Origin of the sequence: Paracoccus wurundjeri, assembly GCF_030678915.1 — a bacterium.
Taxonomy (GTDB): Bacteria; Pseudomonadota; Alphaproteobacteria; order Rhodobacterales; family Rhodobacteraceae; genus Paracoccus; species Paracoccus onubensis_A.
The window spans coordinates 46,752-67,523 of sequence record NZ_JAUUTZ010000001.1 but is presented as its reverse complement, the minus strand read 5'-3'; the positions used below and the strand labels follow the sequence as shown (position 1 = coordinate 67,523).

Sequence of the window (20,772 nt, the reverse complement as noted above, 5' to 3'; positions counted from 1 at the left end):
ACAACGCCTGAAACTGACGGCGGCATGAAGGCCCATCCAGCCGCCTTGCGATTTTCTTCGCAAATCGCCTCATCCGCCCAACGCGATCCCTTCGCGGCGCGGATCGGCCCCGCCCGAAAGCCCCTCGGGAGTAATGGCAATGCCATGAAGACCGGAGTTCAGATCCGTCTCTTCGACTTCGAAACCGATATCCTGCAGCGGTTGCATCAGCTCAGCGGCACTTGTCCCGGCCTCGATATCCATCGGCCCGAAGCGGTTGACGATATTCGGCAGGCCGATTGCCTGCTGAACATCCAGCCCCCAGTCCAGATAGCCGATGATCGCCTTGGCGGTATAGCCGATGATCTGGCTGCCACCCGGAGAGCCGATTACCAGCACCGGTTTGCCATCCTTCAGCACGATGCTGGGCGTCATCGAGGATCGCGGCCGTTTGCCCGGTTCCAGCCGGTTGGCAATTGGATAACCTGCCTCGTCATGCGTCTCGAATGAGAAATCGGTCAATTCGTTGTTCAACAGAAATCCCTGAGTGAACAGGCGCGACCCAAAGCCGTTCTCGATGGTCGTGGTCATCGAGAGGGCGTTCCCCTCGGCATCGACGATCGAGATATGCGAGGTCGAGGGAAGTTCCAGCGCGCTGTCCTGCCCCCAGTTCATCGCATGCGACCAGCCGGGAGAGCCGGCAGTGACCTCGGGCAGGGCATCATCGCCAGCCAGCAGCTTTCCCCGCTCGGCCAGATATTCTGGCGCGACCAGCCCTTCGACGGGAACCGGAACGAAATCGCTATCGGCCATGTAACGCTCGCGATCGGCGAATGCCAGGCGCGAGGCATCCGCGATCAACCGCCAGCTTTCCGGATTTTCTGCCCCCAGCGAGGCCAGATCATAACCGTCCAGCATGCCAAGAATCTGCCCCATGGTCAGCGCCCCCGAGGAAGGCGGCCCCATCCCGCAGACATCGTGATCCCGGTATTCCGCACAGACGACCGGCCGTTCCTTGACCCGATAGGCAGCAAAGTCACCCAGCGCCAGCAAACCGGGATTGCCCTCGGCATTGCGCACGGTATCGACGATTCCCTCGGCAATCTCGCCGCTGTAAAAGGCGCTGCTACCCTCTTGCGCCAGCCGCTTAAGCACATGCGCATATTCCGGGTTCTTCAGGCGATCCCCCGCTGCGATTGCCGTACCCTCGGGAAAGAAATATTCCTCGGTCGCGGGGAAGCGGCGCAGCCTTTCACCCTCTTCGGCAACCAGCCCTGCAAGGCGGGGCGAAACGGCAAAGCCGTCCTCGGCCAGCGTGATGGCATCATCGAACAGCCCGCCCCAATTCACCTTGCCCCAGCGGCGATGCGCCTCTTCGAGAAGCGCGGGCGTGCCGGGTGTGCCGACCGAACGTCCGCCGACCACCGCATCATAGAATTCCAGCGGCTCGCCTTCTTCATCCTGGAAATAGCGCGGTGTCGCAGCCATCGGCGCAGTCTCGCGCCCGTCAAGCGTCGTCAGATCGCCGCTTTCAGCGTCATACCAGACAAGAAACGCCCCACCGCCAAGTCCCGAACTTTGCGGCTCAACCAATCCCAAAACGGTTTGCACCGCCACCATGGCATCCGCTGCGGATCCGCCGTGTTCCAGGACCTTAGCGCCCGCTTCGACCGCCAGGGGATTCGCCGCACTCACCATCCAGTTCTGCGCAGTGACAGGTTCGCCGGATTCCTTGCTGGTCAATGCGGCCCGCGCCGCTTCGGAAAGATCGGCAAAGGCGTCGCCTTCCGTGCCGGTTTCAGAACTCGCAGCTTCAGGGGCAACGGCATCCGTCGCCTGCTGCGCCATCCCCGGAAATGCCCATGCGCTGCCCAATAGCAACGCCGTCACAAGACTGAACCTTGTCATGACTGCCCTCTCCATACCTATCCCGATAAGGGGCAGTTTGTCCTGCCGTCCTGCCGGACGCAAGACGCCCGATTACTCTTCGGCGGCAAGCGCCTTTTCAAGTTCCGGCAGGAAACGGTTGGTGTAATCCTCGCGGACCATCGGCCCCGCGAAGCGATAAAGGATCTCACCCTCGCCATTGATGATAAACGTCTCGGGAGGCGCGCTCACGCCCCAGTCGATCGCCCCGCGTCCCTTGGGATCGGTCGCCAGAGCATGATAGGGATCGCCGTCCTTTTCCAGAAATTCGATCGCATTGGCCTCGGGGTCCTTCAGATCGATTCCGTAAACCGGCATGTCTTTCGACAATTCCATCAGCGTCGGATGCTCGGCCCGGCAAGGCGGACACCAGCTTGCCCAGAAATTCACCAGCTTCACGCCCGGCTGGCGCAGCAATTCATCGGTCAACTGCTCCTTGCCGGGTAATGTGGTCTGCGGCACGGCAGGCGCTTCGCGCCCGATCATGGTCGAGGGCAGTGATTGCGGATCGTCGCGCCCCATACCCCAAAGGAACAATCCTGCAAGCGCGGCAAAGACCAGCGGAGGCAGAATGACAAGCGGGGAAATCCTAGCCATGTTTCTCGTGCTTCTCCAACTCGCGGCGGGCGCGGGCATTCGCCGCCAAAGTCTGCCAGACGATCCCGATCAGCAGCAGGATGGAAACCCCATAGGCCGCCAGCACCGTTCCGGCATATTTTCCAAGCTCGATCATCCACGCATCTCCCTTGCCTGCAATGCGGCGAGACGCCGCCTTCGGATCTCGGTGCGGGTGCGGATCAGGACAAGCGCCAGAAACAACAGAAGGAAACCCAACATCGAAAGGTAAAGCGGATAGCGGTAAACCGCGCTCATCCTTTCACCCTCGGCGACCGAAAGCGATGCGCCCTGATGCAGGCCCTGATTCCAGAACATCACCGCATAGCGGCTGAGCAAGGCGAAAACCGAACCGACCAGACACAGCACGCCCGTCAGATCGGCGGCGCTATCCGCATCCTCGATTGACGACCACAGGGCGATATATCCGATATAGAACAGCAGCAGGATCAGGAACGAGGTCAGCCTTGGATCCCATTCCCACCACGTTCCCCACATCGGCTGCCCCCAGATCGCACCGGTTGCCAGAGCGATCAGGGTCATCACCGCACCGACAGGGGCGGCGGCCTTGGCGGCAAGGGCACTGACATGATGCCGGCGGATCAGCCAGATCAACGAAGCGACCAGCATCATCACCCAGATGTTGATCGCCATCATCGCCGCCGGCACATGCAGGAAAACGATCTTTACCGTCGAGCCCTGCCGGTAATCTTCCGGCGTCAGGAAACCCCACGCGACACCGCCTGTCGTGCAGATCACGGCGGTCGCTACCAGCCACGGCAGAACCGCGCCGGAGACGCGCATGAATTTGACAGGATTGGCGTATTCCCAGATCGACATGTGCTTCCCCTACCCCCGAAGCCTGCGCCCCTCAAGCCCGATCACCGCAGATTGACCCGCAAGGCGGCGGCAGCGGCAAACGGCACTAATGCCAGCACCCCCGCAGTGATACCCCCGAGGAACAGCATCGGCGTGAACGGATCCGCTGCTTCGGCGCCCCGGCGGGTGACCTCGGTGCCGAAAATCAGCGTGGGGATATACAGCGGCAGAACCAAGAGCGACAAAAGTAGCCCTCCGCGCCGCAGCCCGACGGTGACCCCTGCTCCGAACGCGCCCAGCATGGACAGCGCCGGTGTCCCGATCAGCAGTGACAGGATCAGCCAGAAAACCGCCTCGCCGGGCAGATGCAGCAGCAGGCCGAAGACCGGTGCAGCCACCACCAGCGGCAATCCCGTGGTGATCCAATGCGCGAACGCCTTGACCGCGACGACGCCCTCAAGAGGAATCGGCGCGGTCGCCAGAAGATCAAGACTGCCATCCTCGTGATCCAGCGCGAAAATCCGGTCCAGCGACAACAGGCTGGACAATAGTGCGCCTACCCACAGGATTCCCGGCGCAATCGGGCGCAAAGCCTCGCTGTCGGGGCCCACGCCAAAAGGCACGAGCGCGCAAAGGATCAGGAAAAACGCAACCGCCAGACCGAATCCGCCTCCGGCGCGGGTGGCAAGGGTGAGGTCGCGTTTCAGAAGGGCCAGCATCTGGGCCTCTTCATTGCGAAGCCGCGTTGCCCCGCATTACCGCTGACGGCCAGCCCGCTCATGCGAATGCCTCATTGAAGCCTGCGGGTCGTTCGACCCGGCCGGGTCTGGCGCGATACGGGGTCAGATCCAGCACCTGCGCTTCGTCCAGCCCCAGATCGATATGCGTCGCCATCAGTGCCGCCCCGCCACCCGACAAATGCATCCGGATCATGTCGGCAAAGCGCCCGACCGAGGCGGCATCCAGCGACACGGTCGGCTCATCCAGCACCCAGAGGGGACGGCCGGATACAAGCAGGCGAGCAAGGCCCAGCCGCCGTTTCTGCCCTGCAGATAATGCAAGCGCCGGGCGATCGGCAAGCGCGGTCAGTTCCATCCATTCAAGCGCCCGGGCTTCATCGCCGCCGCCGAAAACCTGTGCCCAGAAGCGCAGATTCTCTGCCACGGTCAGGGCGGATTTCAGACCGTCGGCATGGGCGGCATAAGCCACTGCATCAGCGGCCAACTCGATCCGCCCCGCTACCGGAGGCTGCAGGCCCGCAACACAGCGCAGCAGGGTCGTCTTGCCGATCCCGTTCGGGCCGCGCAGGATCAGTGCCTTGCCCTCCTGCAAGGTGAAGGACACACCTTCGACCGCCCGCAGCCCGCCACGCGCCACGGCAAGATCATGGACGGCAAGCAGGCTCACAGCGGCAGGAGCGCGCAGGCGACGCGACGCCCTTCGGACAGAGTCACGTTATAGATGCGCGCGGCAGTCGGGGACGCCATCGCCTCGACCATGACGCCGGCATCTTCCAGGGCCTGCGCGAGATCGGCGGGCGGGCGTGCAATCTCTTCGCCCGTGCCAAGGAACAGCACATCGATCTTGCCCGCCAACGCCAGTAATGGCGCATGATCGTCCAAGCCGTCCCAGGGCTGCGCACCACCCGCCTGTACGATTACCGGCCCATACAGCACCTCTCCGCCCACCCGAAAGAAGCCGGGGCCGTAGCCGTCGACCGGCTGCGCTCCGTCGAAATCTGTGGGCTTCATTGCCATCAGGGAGCCTCGGCCCCCGGGAAGTCGGGCGAATCCGCAGGGGATTTTTTGGACCAGTCACGCTTGACGCCCAACCAGAGCACGATGTTCTTGGCCGTGTAGATCGAGGAATAGGTACCGATCACGATCCCGAAAGTGATCGCGAAGACAAAGCTGCGGATCACATCCCCGCCAAGAACCAGCAAGGCAATCAATGCCAGCAACGTGGTCCCGGACGTCATCACCGTCCGGCTGAGGGTCTCGTTCACCGACAGGTTCATCACCTCGCGCAGTGGCCGTTTCTTGTATTTCAAAAGGTTTTCGCGCAGCCGGTCGAAGACCACCACGGTATCGTTGATCGAATATCCCACGATCGTCAGCAGCGCCGCCACCGTGGCCAGATCGAATTTGAGCTGAAGCAGGGAAAAGATACCCAAAGTGATCAGCACGTCATGAGCAAGGGACACGATCGCACCTATCGCGAACTGCCACTCGAAACGTAGCCAGATATAAAACGAAATCCCGACCAGCGCGGCCAGAACCGCGTAGATGGCGGTGTTGATCAACTCGCCCGAGACTTTGGGACCGACCGACTCTACCGAGGGGAAGGTAATTGCCGAATCGACCTCCTGCAACGCCACCTTGACGGCATCGACGGTTTCGGCGCTCGCGGCTTCCGCACCTTCCTGCGCGCTTATACGAATCTGCGCGACATGCTGATCGGGACCGAATGTCGGATCGAAAACCTCGGAAATCGCCACGTCGCCAAGCCCAAGGGGCTGCAAAGCCTCGCGATAAGTGGCGACATCCACGGCTTGCGTCGATTCGGTACGGATCGTGGTGCCGCCCCTGAAATCGATGCCGAAATTCAGCCCGTATATCACCAGAACGACAACCGACAGAACAGCCAGCAGAGACGATATACCGAAGGTCAGGGCCTGCCACCGGAAAAAATCGATCTGCGTATTGTCCGGGACCAGTTTCAGACGAAAAGCCATGTTACACCTCGATCTGGCGTGGACGGGCGCGGTGGAACCACGTGACTGTCAATAGTCGTGTGACCCAAAGAGCGGTGAAAACCGAGGTGACGATACCGATGGTCAACGTCACCGCAAAACCCTTGACGGGCCCCGAGCCAAGAAAGAACAGGATCGCAGCGACGATCAGCGTGGTGATATTGGCGTCCACGATCGCGGACTTCGCCCGTTCGTAGCCCAGTTCAATCGCCCGCGCCGGGCCTTTGGCATGTCTCAGTTCCTCTCGTATTCGCTCGAAGACCAGCACATTGGCGTCGACTGCCATACCGATGGTCAGCACGATCCCGGCGATACCGGGTAAGGTCAATGTCGCGCCGATCATCGACAGCACGCCGAAGAGCAGCCCCATATTGATGGCAAGCGCAATCGAGGCAAAGACGCCGAACTGCCCATATGACAGGATCATCAGGGCAACCACTGCCACGAACCCCACGCCAGCTGCGATCTTGCCCGCGTCGACGCTGTCCTGCCCCAATTCCGGGCCGATCGTGCGCTCTTCCAGAAAGTTCAGTTCGGCTGGAAGCGCGCCCGCGCGCAACAGCACTGCAAGCCGATTTGCCTCGTCGAAGGTCATCGAACCTGAAATCTGGCCCGAGCCGGTCTCGATCGCCTGCCGGATCACCGGGGCCGAGATGACCTCGTCATCCAATACGATCGCGAAGGGCTGGCCAATATTGGCCGATGTATAATGCCCGAATTTCCGCGCTCCGGACGGGTTGAAACGGAATGTGACCGAAGGAAATCCGTTCTCGTCCGTGGCCGGAAGCGCATCGTTCAATTCTTCACCCGTGACGACCGGGTTTTCTTCGATCGTGTAATAAACGCCTTCATTCTCGGCGTCGGACAGCACGATCTGCCCGATATCGACCGACGCATCCGGATTCGAGCCGGTACCTGCGACCGGGTTGAATGTCAGTTTCGCCGTCGTACCGATCAGTTCCTTGAGTTCGGCAGCCGAGCCGATGCCCGGCACCTGAATCAGAATGCGGTCATCGCCCTGTCGAATAATCGTCGGCTCACGGGTTCCCACCTCGTCGATACGGCGGCGGACGATCTCAAGGCTCTGCTGCATTGTCCGGTCATTCACGGCGATCTTTTCGGCATCCGACAACTGAATCGTCATCGTTTTGCCGCTGCCCGAGATATCCAGACTGGACTGCCCCGCCCCTGTCAGACTGGTGATGGGATCCGAAAAGCCGCGGGCGATCTCGATTGCGCGGGACATCTGATCGGGATTGGCGATCTCGATTTTCAGCGTCCCTTCCGGCGATTGCACCCGCCGAATCGCGCCGATGGTGGATCGCTCATCCGCAAGCGCGCGACGAAGTTCGGGCCAAAGCCCATCCATCCGCGACTTGTAGACCTGCTCGACCTGCACCTCGGCCAGCAAATGCGCGCCGCCACGAAGATCAAGCCCCAGATTGACCAGACCGCTCGGCAGCCAGCCCGGCCAGCCAGCCTTTGCCGCATCGAGTTCCGGAGTGCTGGCCCCGGTCCTTTCGATCTGCGCGACAGCGTCGTTATGCGCCTCTACGCGTTTGTAGAACAGGTTGGGCGCGGCATAGGCCAGACCCAGCACGCAGAGCCCGATGATCAGGATACGTTTCCATCGGTCGATCTGAAGCATCTGTTATCCGGCCTTCAGCTATTGGCGGCAACGGGCTGGGTTGCGCTAATCACCTGCGCCACGGTCGAACGCACCACACGGACACGCACGCCCTGCGCGATTTCGACCTCCAGTTCGTCATCGCGGGCACTGACAACCTTGCCGATCAAACCGCCCTGCGTCACGATCTGGTCGCCCTTCTTCAGCGCGGCCACCATCTCGCGATGCTGCTTCACCCGCTTTTGCTGAGGTCTGATCATCAGGAAATACATGATCGCAAAGATCAGTACCAGCGGAATGAACTGAGCAAAGGCAGCTCCGCCGGAACCACCGGCGGCCTGTGCGTAGGCAGGAGTAGCGAACATTCAATTTCCTTTCGGCTGTCGGACCGGGTCAATATGACGGACCATCTCACGAGTTGGCGCGCAACCTATCTGTGTGGCCGGTTATTGGCAAGAAACCGCATGCCCAAAGCTGACTTTCGGGTTCAGAACCGCGTGAACAGCCCCCACGTCGCCATGCGGCGGGTATTTCCGGCTTTAATCCACCGGCTGGGCGCGTTCGACCAGACGCGCGAAGAAACTGGCGCCGATAGGAGCGATATCGTCGTTGAAATCATAACCCGGATTGTGAACTCCCGGCCCACCGCCCTGCCCCAGAAACAGGTAACAGCCCGGACGCGCATTCAGCATATAACTGAAATCCTCGGCCCCCATCTCGCGGCCATAATTATCGGCGACATTCGCCTCTCCCACCACCTCACGGGCGGTCTGCGCTGCAAAAGCTGTCTGATCTGGATCGTTGACGGTAGCGGGATATCCCTCGTGATAGTTTAATGTTGCGGTAACATTGTAGGCCGCACCCTGCCCTGTGCAGATCTCGGACAGGCGGCGACGGACCATCTCGCGCACATCCGGATCAAAGGTCCGTACGGTGCCGCAGATCCACGCATCATCCGGAACGATATTATCGGCGCTGCCGGTATGGATCTGCGTCACTGACACGACCAGATCGTCCAAAGCGTAATGGTTGCGACTGGAAATCGTCTGGATCGCAGTCACGATGGCCACGGCCGCCACCACCGGATCCGCGGTCAGATGCGGCATCGCGCCGTGGCCGCCACGGCCGCTGATATCGATCTCGAAGCTGTCCACGGCCGCCATAATCGGCCCCGGCGTGGTATAGAAGCTCCCCTGAGGCTGACCGGGACTGTTATGCATCGCGAAGACCCGGCCGATCCCGAATCGCTCCATGATGCCTTCCTGAACCATGACGTCTCCGCCGCCTCCAGCCTCTTCTGCGGGCTGAAAGATCAACGCCACGCGTCCGGTGAAATTCCGTGTCTCGGACAAATATTTCGCCGCCCCCAGAAGCATGGTCGTATGCCCGTCATGTCCGCATGCATGCATCCGTCCCGGCACGGTCGAGGCCCATTCCACCCCGCTTGTCTCGGACATCGGCAGCCCGTCCATATCGGCCCGCAATCCGATCGTGTTTCCTCCGCCCTTGCCATTGATAATCGCGACAATGCCGGTCTTTCCGATTCCTTCGTGGATTTCGTCCACTCCGAACTCGCGCAACTTCCCTGCGACGAATTTCGCCGTTTCATGGCACTCGAATCCCAGTTCCGGATGCTGGTGCAGATACCGTCGCCATGCGGTCATATCGTCAGCGAAGGAAGCGATTCGGTTCAGGACTGGCATGTGGACTCACCCTTCATGCTGTGGCAATCGGTTCATCGGAGCCGAGGACGGGATGAATTGCAATGGCTGACAGCAAGAACGCGGGCGCCGAGATCACCCGCCTGATCGACATCATGGCCGAGTTGCGGGATCCGAAAACCGGCTGTCCCTGGGATATCGAACAGGATTTCGCCTCGATCTCACCCTACACGATCGAAGAGGCGCATGAGGTCGCCGATGCCATCGACCGCAAGGCATGGGATGAATTGCCGGGCGAACTGGGCGATTTGCTGTTGCAGGTCGTGTTCCATGCGCAAATGGCGCAGGAACAGGGCATGTTCGATTTTGCGGATTGCGCCGCAGCAATTTCCGACAAGCTGATTTTCCGGCATCCGCATGTCTTTGGCGATGAAAGCCGCGACAAATCCGCCGAACAACAGGTGAAAGACTGGGAGGCGATCAAGGCCGTCGAACGCGCGGGCAAGGCCGAACGCGGGACATTGGACGGGGTCGCGCTTGGCCTGCCGGCACTGACACGGGCGGTCAAACTGCAGAACCGGGCGGCACGGGTAGGCTTCGATTGGCCCGATGCCGCGAATGTTCTGGACAAGATCGCCGAGGAAACCGCCGAACTGGTTGAGGCCCGCGATCATCTGGGACCGGACGAGCTTGAAGAGGAATTCGGCGATCTGCTGTTCGTCATGGCCAATCTGGCAAGGCATCTGAAGATCGATCCGGAACAGGCGCTGCGCCGCGCGAATACCAAGTTCACCCGCAGGTTCCAGGCGATAGAGGCCGCCCTGGCCTCGGATAACCGCCGCCCGGAGGATAGCGATCTTGCCGAGATGGATCGCCTGTGGGATCAGGCGAAGCTGGCCGAAAAAGCCACCGGCTGAACGATCCCGCTTCCGATCCGGCGAATTTGACGGCTATTTCCCGCATGTGACGATCTGCTGAAATCTCGCGCGGTGATAGCTGCAAATTCCAAGCATGGGTTGAATTGTTATCGCTAACAGATTATTGTGCCTTCAAAGCCAGAGGAGGCAGCAAGATGACCCTTCACGCCACCATCGACCGTGTGACCGACCGTATCCGCGAACGTTCGCAAACCACCCGCAGCGCTTATCTGAAAAAGATCGCCAAAGCCGCCGAGGATGGCCCCCGCCGGGCGCATCTGTCCTGCGGCAATCAGGCCCATGCCTATGCGGCAATGGATGACAAGGACGATCTGGCGGGCTCGCGCAAGCCGAATATCGGGATCGTCACGGCCTATAATGACATGCTGTCGGCGCATCAGCCCTATGAACGCTATCCCGATATCATTCGCCGCGCCGGGCGTGAAATCGGGGTAACTGTACAGGTTGCGGGCGGCGTTCCCGCCATGTGCGACGGCGTCACGCAGGGCCGCGCGGGGATGGAGTTGTCGCTGTTTTCGCGCGATGTCATCGCTTTGGCCGCCGGGGTGGCGTTGTCCCATGATTGTTTCGATGCGGCGCTTTACATGGGGGTCTGCGACAAGATCGTACCAGGACTGGTGATCGGGGCGGCAACGTTCGGCCATATCCCCGCCGTATTCATTCCCGCCGGGCCGATGCCGTCCGGCCTGCCGAATGACGAGAAATCGAAGATTCGCCAGCAATTCGCCGCCGGAGAGGTCGGGCGTGACGTGTTGATGGCGGCGGAAATGGCCTCTTATCACTCCCCCGGCACCTGCACTTTCTACGGCACCGCCAACAGCAATCAGATGCTGATGGAATTCATGGGGCTGCATCTGCCCGGCTCCAGCTTCGTGAATCCGAACACCCCCCTGCGCGAAGCCCTGACCGTGGCCGGTCTTGAACGCGCGGCAGCGATCACCCGACTGGGCAACGATTACCTGCCCGCGGGCGAGGTTCTGGACGAACGTGCCTTTGTCAACGGCATCGTGGGTCTGATGGCGACGGGCGGCTCGACCAATCTGGTCATGCATCTGCCGGCCATGGCGCGGGCGGCCGGGGTGCTGCTGGATATCGCCGATTTCCATGATATTTCCGAAAATGTCCCGCTAATGGCGCGGGTCTATCCGAATGGTCTGGCGGATGTGAATCATTTCCATGCTGCTGGCGGCATCGGTTATATGATCGGGCAATTGCTGGAAGCGGGTCTGCTGCATGCCGATGTCAGAACGATCAACGGAACCGGCTTGAACGGCTACACGGCCGAACCGAAACTGGACGGAAAGCGTGTACGCTGGGAGGCCGGGGCGAAAGAATCCCTGAACGACAAGATCCTGCGCCCGGCCAGCGCTCCCTTTGCCCGAACCGGCGGAGTGAAACAGCTGGAGGGCAATCTTGGCCGAGGCGTCATCAAGGTCAGCGCCGTGGCGCAGGAACGTCATGTGATCGAAGCGAAAGCCCGTGTTTTCACAGATCAGGAACAGGTGAAGGCTGCTTTCAAGGCGGGCGAATTCACCGAAGACACGGTTGTCGTCGTCCGCTTTCAGGGACCGCGCGCGAATGGCATGCCCGAATTGCATTCGCTGACGCCATGCCTGGCTGTCTTGCAGGACCGGGGGCTTAAGGTGGCGCTCGTGACCGACGGGCGCATGTCGGGGGCTTCGGGCAAAGTGCCCGCCGCGATCCATATCTCGCCCGAAGCATCCGTAGGCGGGCCGCTTGCCCGCGTGCGGGATGGCGATCTCATCCGCATGGACGCCACCATGGGCACGATCGATTGCCTGGCCGAGGATTTCGACAACCGCCGCCCCGCAGGTTTCGATCCCTCAGGCAGCAACGAGGGCATGGGCCGCGAGTTATTCGCAGCCTTCCGGGCCGTTGCCGGCCCCGCGACCGAAGGCGCCGGCGTGGTCGTGTGATCCTTCGTCGCAGCAAGAATAGCTTGCGGGCGGAGATGACGAAAATCTTGCCGCGTTTTGCGGATCTGAAAGCACCGCCACGCGCAATATGAAACGCCATCCGTCAAATTCCGGTTGAAACACATCGCCGGACACTCATATCTCTATCCGGAACCCGCCCAAGGAACCGCCGGAATGACCCGTTACGACCGTCAGACCATCCTGCCCGAGATCGGCTCTGTCGGACAGGCCCGGCTTGCCGCATCGCATGTGCTTGTGGTTGGTGCAGGCGGGCTTGGGTCAAGCGTGATCCCGGCGCTCACCGGGGCCGGGGTCGGACGATTACGGCTGTTGGACGATGATCTGGTCAGTGAAAGCAATCTGCATCGGCAGACGATCTTCCGCATGTCGGATATCGGACAGCCCAAGGCGGATTGCGCGGCGCGGGAAGCCCGGCGGCTGAATCCGGAGATCGAACTTCAGGCAATTCGCGGCTGGCTTGATCCTGATACGGCGGGACCGCTGCTGGAGGATGTTGATCTGGTCGTCGATGCGGCAGACAGCTTTGCCGTGAGTTACATTCTTTCGGACGAATGCGCCCGCCGCCGCTTGCCGCTGATCGCCGGATCGGTACTGGGCCGGCAGGGATATGCCGGTGGTTTCTGCGGCGGGGGCCCATCCCTGCGCGCGCTTTTTCCGGAACTTCCGCGCAATGCCCAAAGCTGCGCGACAGCGGGTGTCATGGGCCCCGTGGTCGCGACCGTCGGTGCATTGCAGGCGCAGATGGCCATGTCCGCTTTGCTGGGCCTTGAACCTTCCCCCATCGGGCAGATGGTGACCGTTGATCTTGCCGGATGGCGCTTCAGCAGTTTCCGCTTTACCGACGCGCCCGAGCCTGACGGCCCTGCCCTGCCTTTCATTTCACGCAACGGGCTGCGCCCTTCTGATTGCGTGATCGAATTGCGCCCGGAAAGCGAATCCCCTTCGCCCGTAGCACCCCATGCCCTGCGGCTTGGTCCCGAAGCAATCGCCGAATGGGAACCTCCTTCCGGGCAGCGCGTGGTGTTATGCTGCCGCAGCGGTCTCAGGGCATGGCGGGCGGCGCGGCAACTGGCGGATCGGGGGCATGCGGATCTGGCATTGCTGGCCGATGGACAGGCGTAAGCCACGGTTCGCTCGAATTTTAGCCGAAACGCATCAACGCTCCATTGTGATCGATTTTTGTTGCGGGAAGATATTCCCTGACCCGAAAAATCCGGCTATCGCAGAGCAATGGACATCGTTCTTCTGACCACCATTGCAGCGTCGCTTTTCGTCCTCATCGGGCTTGCTGAACCTTTGGCGGCGCGGCTGGCATTGCCTTACAGTGTGATTCTCGCGGTTCTGGGCATTCTGATCGGGGCCGCCGCAATCTTTTTCCTGCGTACCAGTCTGACCAATGCCCTGGACCCGGTGGCCGAGGCAATTCTGGCCCTGCCGATCCGCTCGAACGTGTTCCTCTATGTCTTTCTGCCGACACTGATTTTTCAGGCAACGCTGGAAATGAATGTGCGGCGGATGCTGGATGACTGGGTACCGATCCTGACACTGGCGGTCGTGGCCGTCGTCGTTGCCACCCTGACGATCGGCTATTCGCTGGCATGGTTCAGCGGCTTGCCGCTGGTCATCTGCCTGCTGATCGGATCGATCGTCTCCACCACGGATCCCTCGGCCGTAGTGGGGATTTTCCGCTCGATCTCGGCACCGCGGCGCCTGGCACGGATCATCGAGGGCGAAAGCCTGTTGAACGATGCCGCCGCAATCGCACTGTTCGGCCTGTTCATGGGTTTCGTCACGCTGGGTGGCGCGGACCCCGCTCTGGGCGAGGCGATCAGCGGATTTCCGATGCTGTTCGTCGGCGGTACGCTTGCCGGATTTCTGACCGCGCGTATCGCCGTCGTCCTGATGATGTGGTTCGCCCGCTTCGAACTGGCGCAGATTTCGGTTTCGGTCGCGGTCCCCTATCTGTCCTTCGTTATGGCGGAAAGATTATTCGACGCATCCGGTGTGATCGGGGTCGTGGTCGCCGGGCTGACCATGAGCATCATCGGCCCTGTCCGGCTGTCGCCCGCCTTCTGGACCAATCTGCGCGAGGTCTGGGCCCTGCTTGCGCATTGGGCCGGGGCACTGATCTTCATTCTCGCCGCATTGCTGATCCCGCGCCTTCTGGAGGATACGCATGCCGGCGATTTCGCACTTATTCTGGTGGTGATCGCCGCCGCCACCGTGGCACGGGCAATCGTCTTGTTCGGCCTGATGCCGTTATTATCGGCGGTCCGCGTCTCGCCGCAGGTCAGCGGGCGATATCGGAGCGCGATCCTCTGGGGGGGCTTGCGCGGTGCGGTCACGCTGGCGCTGGCGCTGGCGGTGACCGAAAACCTGCGCGTACCGGTCGAAACGAAACGACTGGTGGGGATCGTCGCAACCGGGTTTACCCTGTTCACGCTTCTGGTTCAGGGAACGACGCTGCGTTGGGTGATCGGAAAGCTTGGACTGGACAAACTGTCCCCTCTGGATGTCGCGCTATCCAATCAGGTGATCGCCGTATCGCTGCAAACCGTGCGTGAAGAAGTCGCGGAAACCGCCGAAGATTACGAACTGACGCGCGAAACCGTCCGTTCGGAGGCCAAGCGCTTCGCCCAAAGGCTGGATGAGGCGGTCGCGCAGGCGGAGGCAGAGGATAATACCGAAATCCTTGATCGCGACCGTATCACGCTGGGCCTGATCGCGCTTGCCGGATATGAGCGCGAAGTGATCCTTGAACGGTTCCGCGAACGGGCAATAAGCGCACGACTGTCGGAAACGATGCTTTTCGACGCGGACCGGATGATCGAAGCTGCGCGGACCGGCGGGCGCACCGGATATCAGCGGGCCGCGCGGCGCAGTCTGCGCTATGGCAAGGATTTCAGATTGGCGGCATTCCTGCGCAACCGGCTGCATATCGCCACGCCACTTGCCCGCATGACCGCAGATCGCTTCGAGATGTTGCTTGCAAAGCGGCTGATATTGCGTGATTTATACAAATTCATTGATCGTCGGATCCGTCGCATTCACGGCCGCAGGGTTGCGGAACTCCTGCATGAATTGCTGAACCGTCGGGTCGAAGCCGTTGAAACTGCGATCGAGGGATTGCGTCTGCAATATCCCGGCTATGCCGAAAAGCTGGAACGACGCTTTATCCGCCGCACCGCCCTGCGTCTGGAAGAACGCGAGTACAACGCCATGCATGACGACGGGCTGATCGGATCAGAGCTGCACACCGCATTGATGCAGGATATCAGCCGCCGCCGCGCCGAGTCCGAAGGCCGCCCCCATCTCGACCTCGCGCTGCCGAAAAAAGAATTGGTACGGCAATTCCCGCTATTCGCCGATCTGAGCGAAAACGAGATGCGCAGACTGGGCCGCGCATTGACTACGCGTTATGTCAATGCGGGAAAGGTCATTCTTCGCAAGGACAGCGCGGCGCATAGCGTCTTCTTCGTATCCTCTGGCGCGGTTCAGCAAGAAACGGCCGGACAGACCGTCCGTCTTGGGCGGGGCGACATGTTCGGGCAGTTGGCTGTCCTGACCGGCAAGCCGCGCCGGGCGGAAGTTACGGCAATCACGCCCACCAGCCTGCTGGAACTGAACGAAACCAGTTTCCGCCGGATTCTGAAACGCTCGCACGCGCTTCGCGAGGCCGTGCGCCAAAGCCTGGCGGGCAATCCCCGACGGGCCGAACTCCTCGAGCTTCCTGAGTTGAAACTCGAAGAGAAAAAACCCACAGCCGCCGAGTAGCACGGGTTTTCGCGCTTGGCGCATGGACGCCGCAAGGCTAGGACATTGTTTCCGGAACGAATGAGGATCAGATGGAGTCAGCCGAACGTATCACCCGCGTCATCGCGACCGAGATCAATGCCAGCGCCGCGCAGGTCAATGCCGCTGTGGAACTGCTTGATGGCGGCGCGACGGTCCCCTTTGTCGCACGGTACCGCAAGGAGGTGACGGGTGGGCTGGATGACAGCCAGTTGCGGGTCCTGTCCGAACGGCTTGCCTATCTGCGTGAGCTGGAGGCCCGGCGCGAGGCGATCCTTAAATCTATCCGCGAACAGAACAAGCTGACCGATGAACTGGCGCGCAGCATCGCCACGGCGGAAACCAAGGCAACTCTTGAGGATATCTACCTGCCGTTCAAGCCCAAGCGCCGCACCAAGGCGATGATCGCCCGTGAGAACGGGCTGGAACCATTGCTGCGCGCCATTCAGGAAAATCGCGACTCCGAACCGCAGGAACTGGCGCAGGGCTACATTTCCGAAACCGTCCCCGATGTGAAGGCGGCTCTGGACGGAGCGCGTGACATTCTGGTCGAGGAATTGTCCGAGAATGCCGCTTTGCTGGGTGCGTTGCGCGATTTCATGCGGACCGAGGCATTTATCGCGGCAAAGGTCGTGGACGGTAAGGAAGAGGCCGGTGCGAAATTTTCCGATTACTTCGATCACCGCGAGAGATGGGCCGATATCCCCGCGCATCGTGCGCTTGCGATCCTGCGGGCTGCAAAGGAAGAGGTGGTGACCATCGACATCTCCCCCGATCCGGACAGTGGCGCAGCGCGCGCCGAAGGAATCGTGGCGCAGGCCATCGGCAAATTGGGCGAACAGCCGGGGGACAAATGGCTTCGGCAGGTCGCCGGCTGGACCTGGCGGGTGCGGCTGTCGAACACCATGTATATCGACCTGCTGACCGAATTGCGCAAACGCGCCCATGACGAGGCCATCCGGGTCTTCGGCCGCAATCTCAAGGATCTTCTGCTGGCCGCTCCGGCGGGGGCAAAAGTTACGATCGGCCTTGATCCGGGCATTCGGACCGGGGTCAAGCTGGCTGTCGTGGATGCAACGGGCAAGCTGCTGGAAACCGCAACGCTGTATCCCTTTCCCCCGAAGAAAGATTTGGCGGGGGCCGAGGCTGCCCTGCTGACCCTGATCGCACGGCACGGTGCCGAATTGATCGCCATCGGCAATGGCACAGCCAGCCGCGAGACCGAGCGGATGGTCGCGGATGTGCTGAAACGCCTGCCCAAAACGGAAAAGGCGCCGACCAGGGTCGTGGTGTCCGAGGCGGGGGCATCGGTCTATTCGGCCTCGGAACTGGCGGCAAGGGAATTTCCCGATCTGGACGTTTCGCTGCGCGGCGCGGTCTCGATTGCCCGTCGCTTGCAGGATCCGCTGGCGGAACTGGTCAAGGTGCCGCCCGAATCCATCGGTGTGGGGCAATATCAGCATGACGTCGATCAGCGGCAGTTGACCAAAGCGCTTGAAGCCGTGATCGAGGATGCGGTGAACGCGGTCGGCGTCGATCTGAACACGGCCTCATCCGCGCTGCTCTCCCATGTGGCGGGGCTGGGGCCGTCTCTGGCCGGGGCCATCGTCACGCATCGGGACGGCAACGGTGCATTCCGTTCGCGCAAATCCCTGAAAGATGTGGCGGGGCTTGGTCCCCGCGCCTTCGAGCAATGCGCGGGTTTCCTGCGCATTCGCGAGGGCGACGAGCCTCTGGATGCGTCAAGCGTCCATCCCGAGGCTTATGGCGTCGCGCGAAAGATCGTGAAAGCCTGCGGGCGCGACATCCGCGCGATCATGGGTGATGCCATGGCGTTGAAGGGGCTTCGCGCCGAGGATTTCGTGGATGATAAATTCGGCCTGCCCACGGTACGCGACATCCTGTCCGAACTTGAAAAGCCCGGCCGCGATCCGCGTCCCGGCTTTGTGACCGCCAGCTTCGCGGAGGGCGTCGAAGATATCAAGGATCTGCGCTCTGGCATGTCGCTGGAAGGCACGGTCACCAATGTCGCGGCCTTCGGGGCTTTTGTCGATATCGGTGTGCATCAGGACGGGCTGGTGCATATCAGCCAGCTTGCCGACCGTTTCGTGAAGGACCCGAACGAGGTCGTAAAGGTCGGGGATATCGTCAGGGTTCGCGTGACCGAGGTGGATATCCCCCGCAAGCGCATCGGCCTGACCATGCGCAAGGATGGCGGGGCGCAAGAAGGACGAAAGGCGGGGGCGCAGTCACGCGGCCCCTCCGGGAATGCGCAAAAGCCGAGACAAGTCAAACCCGCGCCGCGCGGGAATGATGGGAACGGATCGTTCGGCGCCGCGCTTATGGATGCCATGCGGAAACGGTGAACCGGGAAGGAGCGGATGATGGGCGAACCCGGCAAGACGGATGCTGCGGGCCTTTGGCTAAAGGATGACACGCATCGGGCCTTTCTTGTGCAGGATGCACGGAAGGCGCTTGATTTCTTCGATGCCAGCCCGCGCGCGGGGGGTGGTTTCCATACGCTTGACGACAGCGGCAGGCCCTTGCCCGGTGAATTGCAGGAACTTCATACGACGACACGGCTTGTGCATTGCTATGCCCTTGCGCAAATGGCCGGGCGGGCGGACAAGGCCGAGATCATCGATCAGGGGATGGCATGGCTGTGGCAGGGGCATCGCGACCGGCAGCATGGCGGTTATCTCTGGTCCGTGGATGCGGCGGGGGATGCGGCGGGCGTCACCGACGGGACCAAGCTGGCCTATGGGCATGTCTTTGTTCTGCTGGCGGCTTCCAGCGCGAAACTGGCGGGCCACCCGGATGCGGACCGCCTTCTGGGCGATATCGTCGAGATTCTGGACCGGCATTACTGGGACGAAGACCACGGGCTGTTCCGCGACGAGTTCACCCGTGACTGGCAGGTGTTTTCGACCTATCGCGGCATGAATGCGAATATGCACGGGGTTGAAGCCCTGCTGACCGCCTATGAAGCCACGGGAGAAACCGCATTTCTGACCCGCGCCGGACGCATTCTCGCGTTTTTCATCGCCGGTGAGGCGGCCCGCAATGGCTGGCAAATCCCCGAGCATTACGACAAAAACTGGACTGCCGACCCGGACTATTCCGGTAATCCGATGTTCCGGCCGGCAGGCACGACACCCGGGCATTCCTTCGAGATGGCGCGATTATTGCTGCATTGGTGGGATCTGGCCGGAAGACCCGAGGGCTCTGCACCCGCTCATGCCCGTGAACTGGTGCAACACGCCCTGCGCGCCGCCTGGGATCAGCAGCGGGAGGGCCTGGTTTATACCCTGCGTTTCGACGGCGCTCAGCTTGACATGTCGCGCTACTGGTGGCCGGTGACCGAAGCCATCGGCGTTCTGGCAAGCCTGATCAAACTGGAAGCCCGCGACGAAGACGAGATGTGGTACCGGCGCCTGTGGCAATTCGCGGCTTCAGTCCTGATCGATCATGAATATGGCGGATGGTTTCCCGAGCCGCGCGACAATAAAACTCGGGCGCGGCCGCAGTTTACCGGCAAGCCGGATATTTACCACGCGCTGCAAGCCGACCTGTTCCCGCTTTTGCCCGGCCTGTCGCGAATGGCCGATGCGCTTGCCCGAATGCAGCCCTTGGCATGAATCGGCACAGCTTCACCGCGGCACCACCGGCGACACAACTTTCTGGCCGTATTCATCCGACAAGCTGCGCCTCCCATCGTCCGTCGGTGACGGCTTTTCGCACCAACCCAAGCAACAATGCGCGAATTGCCTCGGAGGCAAAGGTTCGTGGACGCGTGGCGACCTGACACAGATGCAAAGTGCGTGACAGTTCTGGATTGGTGATCGCGCGGGCATGGACGGATCCGCGTTGCAACTGATCCTGCATGAACAGCCGCGTTCCGATCACACAGCCCAGCCCCGCATCAATACTTCCGGCAATGGCCTGAACCGAATTCATCTGTAGGCGCGCCCGCGCCTCGATCTTCTTGAGCAACGTATTGTCATCGATGAGCGCGCGGGCCGACACACCCTGACGCAGCAGGATAATCGGCAGTTCGAGCAATTCGGCAAAACTGATCGGGTCCTTGGTTTCTCCGATGATTTCCGAACGGCCAACGCAGACCATCGTTTCCTCAAGCACAGGCTCGGAATGGATGGCGGGGTCATTGGGCGGATTGTAAACCAACGCCAGATCCACCTCCGAGGCCAGCAGATAAGGCAAGGCGGTTCCCGAAAGGCTTTCGGTTAGGACCAGTTGCACATCCGGGTAATCATGCACCACCCTCGAAATGAACTCGACCCCAATCGCTTTGACGGCGGAAAAGGACATTCCGACCGAGACCGGGCCCGACACCTGCCCCACGCTATCCCTGAGATCCGTCTCGGCAGCGGCAATGGACCGCAGTATCGACCTTGTATGTTCATGCAGCCGATGCCCCGCGGCGGTCGGCTCCATTCCGCGTGGTTTGCGCAGGAATAGCGGGCTTCCAAGCCGGTGTTCAAGCTGTGCCAGATGATGGCTGAGCGCCGAAGCCGCCACCCGGAGGGTCTGCGATGCCTGTGCAAGCGAACCGCTTTCATAAATGGCTGCGAAATACTGTAGCTGACGGGTATCAAGCATTCTCGTTTCCAGAAGGGTTACATCCAAACATTATATTATTCCGCTGATTGGCTTTTGGCTAATCTGCGAGTCGGGAGGATACCGA

At 61.3% G+C, this 20,772-nt stretch carries 18 protein-coding genes; 6 read left to right on the top strand and 12 right to left on the bottom strand.

The genetic code is table 11. The annotated features are described in order from the left end of the window. Positions 1-69 precede the first annotated feature (69 nt). From ggt to Q0601_RS00275, 11 genes are all read right to left on the bottom strand, one after another. Positions 70-1,887 carry a gamma-glutamyltransferase gene (gene ggt / locus Q0601_RS00325; protein WP_370656075.1) on the bottom strand — a complete coding sequence of 606 codons (1,818 nt, stop codon included), beginning with the start codon at positions 1,885-1,887 and terminating at the stop codon, positions 70-72. Between the two features lie 72 nt (positions 1,888-1,959). Beyond that, positions 1,960-2,502, bottom strand: a complete 543-nt coding sequence (locus Q0601_RS00320) for a DsbE family thiol:disulfide interchange protein (RefSeq protein ID WP_305285903.1) — start codon at positions 2,500-2,502, stop codon at positions 1,960-1,962. Next, positions 2,495-2,638 carry a heme exporter protein CcmD gene (gene ccmD / locus Q0601_RS00315; RefSeq protein ID WP_119746126.1) on the bottom strand — a complete coding sequence of 48 codons (144 nt, stop codon included), beginning with the start codon at positions 2,636-2,638 and terminating at the stop codon, positions 2,495-2,497. The genes Q0601_RS00320 and ccmD overlap by 8 nt, the downstream gene beginning before the upstream one ends. Next, complete coding sequence (gene ccmC / locus Q0601_RS00310; protein ID WP_305285900.1) at positions 2,635-3,360, bottom strand: heme ABC transporter permease CcmC; 726 nt, start codon at positions 3,358-3,360, stop codon at positions 2,635-2,637. Before ccmC ends, ccmD begins: the two co-directional genes overlap by 4 nt. Positions 3,361-3,401: 41 nt before the next feature. Beyond that, positions 3,402-4,058, bottom strand: coding sequence for a heme exporter protein CcmB (gene ccmB, locus Q0601_RS00305; RefSeq protein WP_305285898.1), 657 nt, complete (start codon positions 4,056-4,058; stop codon positions 3,402-3,404). A 58-nt stretch (positions 4,059-4,116) separates the two neighbouring features. Then, on the bottom strand, positions 4,117-4,746 hold the full coding sequence (gene ccmA / locus Q0601_RS00300) for a heme ABC exporter ATP-binding protein CcmA (protein ID WP_305285896.1): 630 nt from the start codon (positions 4,744-4,746) through the stop codon (positions 4,117-4,119). Further along, positions 4,743-5,096 carry an Mth938-like domain-containing protein gene (locus tag Q0601_RS00295; RefSeq protein WP_305285894.1) on the bottom strand — a complete coding sequence of 118 codons (354 nt, stop codon included), beginning with the start codon at positions 5,094-5,096 and terminating at the stop codon, positions 4,743-4,745. The genes ccmA and Q0601_RS00295 overlap by 4 nt, the downstream gene beginning before the upstream one ends. Then, positions 5,096-6,073 (bottom strand): protein translocase subunit SecF, encoded by a 978-nt coding sequence (gene secF, locus Q0601_RS00290; protein ID WP_305285892.1) that lies wholly within the window; start codon positions 6,071-6,073, stop codon positions 5,096-5,098. Before secF ends, Q0601_RS00295 begins: the two co-directional genes overlap by 1 nt. A 1-nt stretch (position 6,074) precedes the next feature. Beyond that, entirely contained in the window at positions 6,075-7,739 is a 1,665-nt protein-coding gene (secD, locus tag Q0601_RS00285; protein ID WP_305285890.1) for a protein translocase subunit SecD, read from the bottom strand. Between the two features lie 14 nt (positions 7,740-7,753). Further along, a complete protein-coding gene (gene yajC / locus Q0601_RS00280; protein WP_119746113.1) occupies positions 7,754-8,083 on the bottom strand; it encodes a preprotein translocase subunit YajC in 330 nt (109 codons plus the stop codon). A 174-nt stretch (positions 8,084-8,257) separates the two neighbouring features. Next, positions 8,258-9,421, bottom strand: a complete 1,164-nt coding sequence (locus tag Q0601_RS00275; protein WP_305285886.1) for a M20 aminoacylase family protein — start codon at positions 9,419-9,421, stop codon at positions 8,258-8,260. A 62-nt stretch (positions 9,422-9,483) separates the two neighbouring features. Between Q0601_RS00275 and mazG the strand changes: the two genes are divergently transcribed. The 6 genes from mazG to Q0601_RS00245 all read left to right on the top strand — a co-directional run bounded on the left by mazG (position 9,484) and on the right by Q0601_RS00245 (position 19,705). Then, complete coding sequence (gene mazG, locus Q0601_RS00270) at positions 9,484-10,296, top strand: nucleoside triphosphate pyrophosphohydrolase (RefSeq protein ID WP_305285883.1); 813 nt, start codon at positions 9,484-9,486, stop codon at positions 10,294-10,296. A 155-nt stretch (positions 10,297-10,451) separates the two neighbouring features. After that, on the top strand, positions 10,452-12,254 hold the full coding sequence (gene edd, locus Q0601_RS00265) for a phosphogluconate dehydratase (protein ID WP_305285881.1): 1,803 nt from the start codon (positions 10,452-10,454) through the stop codon (positions 12,252-12,254). A gap of 174 nt (positions 12,255-12,428) precedes the next feature. Further along, positions 12,429-13,397, top strand: a complete 969-nt coding sequence (locus Q0601_RS00260) for a HesA/MoeB/ThiF family protein (RefSeq protein ID WP_305285879.1) — start codon at positions 12,429-12,431, stop codon at positions 13,395-13,397. A gap of 108 nt (positions 13,398-13,505) precedes the next feature. Continuing rightward, on the top strand, positions 13,506-16,049 hold the full coding sequence (locus Q0601_RS00255) for a cation:proton antiporter (protein WP_305285877.1): 2,544 nt from the start codon (positions 13,506-13,508) through the stop codon (positions 16,047-16,049). Positions 16,050-16,120: 71 nt separating this feature from the next. Continuing rightward, positions 16,121-18,433 (top strand): Tex family protein, encoded by a 2,313-nt coding sequence (locus tag Q0601_RS00250; RefSeq protein ID WP_305285875.1) that lies wholly within the window; start codon positions 16,121-16,123, stop codon positions 18,431-18,433. A gap of 15 nt (positions 18,434-18,448) precedes the next feature. Further along, positions 18,449-19,705, top strand: a complete 1,257-nt coding sequence (locus Q0601_RS00245) for an AGE family epimerase/isomerase (RefSeq protein ID WP_305285873.1) — start codon at positions 18,449-18,451, stop codon at positions 19,703-19,705. Positions 19,706-19,757: 52 nt separating this feature from the next. Here the strand turns inward: Q0601_RS00245 and Q0601_RS00240 are convergent, their stop codons facing one another. Beyond that, positions 19,758-20,687 (bottom strand): LysR family transcriptional regulator, encoded by a 930-nt coding sequence (locus tag Q0601_RS00240; RefSeq protein ID WP_305285871.1) that lies wholly within the window; start codon positions 20,685-20,687, stop codon positions 19,758-19,760. Positions 20,688-20,772: the final 85 nt, after the last annotated feature.

Bases quoted from the DNA above. Each gene is read 5' to 3' on its own strand.
- yajC (WP_119746113.1), bottom strand. From the start codon at position 8,083: ATGTTCGCTACTCCTGCCTACGCACAGGCCGCCGGTGGTTCCGGCGGA.
- ggt (WP_370656075.1), bottom strand. From the start codon at position 1,887: ATGACAAGGTTCAGTCTTGTGACGGCGTTGCTATTGGGCAGCGCATGG.
- Q0601_RS00240 (WP_305285871.1), bottom strand. From the start codon at position 20,687: ATGCTTGATACCCGTCAGCTACAGTATTTCGCAGCCATTTATGAAAGC.
- ccmC (WP_305285900.1), bottom strand. From the start codon at position 3,360: ATGTCGATCTGGGAATACGCCAATCCTGTCAAATTCATGCGCGTCTCC.
- secD (WP_305285890.1), bottom strand. From the start codon at position 7,739: ATGCTTCAGATCGACCGATGGAAACGTATCCTGATCATCGGGCTCTGC.
- Q0601_RS00260 (WP_305285879.1), top strand. From the start codon at position 12,429: ATGACCCGTTACGACCGTCAGACCATCCTGCCCGAGATCGGCTCTGTC.
- Q0601_RS00320 (WP_305285903.1), bottom strand. From the start codon at position 2,502: ATGGCTAGGATTTCCCCGCTTGTCATTCTGCCTCCGCTGGTCTTTGCC.
- ccmD (WP_119746126.1), bottom strand. From the start codon at position 2,638: ATGATCGAGCTTGGAAAATATGCCGGAACGGTGCTGGCGGCCTATGGG.
- Q0601_RS00295 (WP_305285894.1), bottom strand. From the start codon at position 5,096: ATGGCAATGAAGCCCACAGATTTCGACGGAGCGCAGCCGGTCGACGGC.
- ccmB (WP_305285898.1), bottom strand. From the start codon at position 4,058: ATGCTGGCCCTTCTGAAACGCGACCTCACCCTTGCCACCCGCGCCGGA.
- edd (WP_305285881.1), top strand. From the start codon at position 10,452: ATGACCCTTCACGCCACCATCGACCGTGTGACCGACCGTATCCGCGAA.
- Q0601_RS00245 (WP_305285873.1), top strand. From the start codon at position 18,449: ATGATGGGCGAACCCGGCAAGACGGATGCTGCGGGCCTTTGGCTAAAG.
- Q0601_RS00275 (WP_305285886.1), bottom strand. From the start codon at position 9,421: ATGCCAGTCCTGAACCGAATCGCTTCCTTCGCTGACGATATGACCGCA.
- Q0601_RS00250 (WP_305285875.1), top strand. From the start codon at position 16,121: ATGGAGTCAGCCGAACGTATCACCCGCGTCATCGCGACCGAGATCAAT.
- secF (WP_305285892.1), bottom strand. From the start codon at position 6,073: ATGGCTTTTCGTCTGAAACTGGTCCCGGACAATACGCAGATCGATTTT.
- Q0601_RS00255 (WP_305285877.1), top strand. From the start codon at position 13,506: ATGGACATCGTTCTTCTGACCACCATTGCAGCGTCGCTTTTCGTCCTC.
- mazG (WP_305285883.1), top strand. From the start codon at position 9,484: ATGGCTGACAGCAAGAACGCGGGCGCCGAGATCACCCGCCTGATCGAC.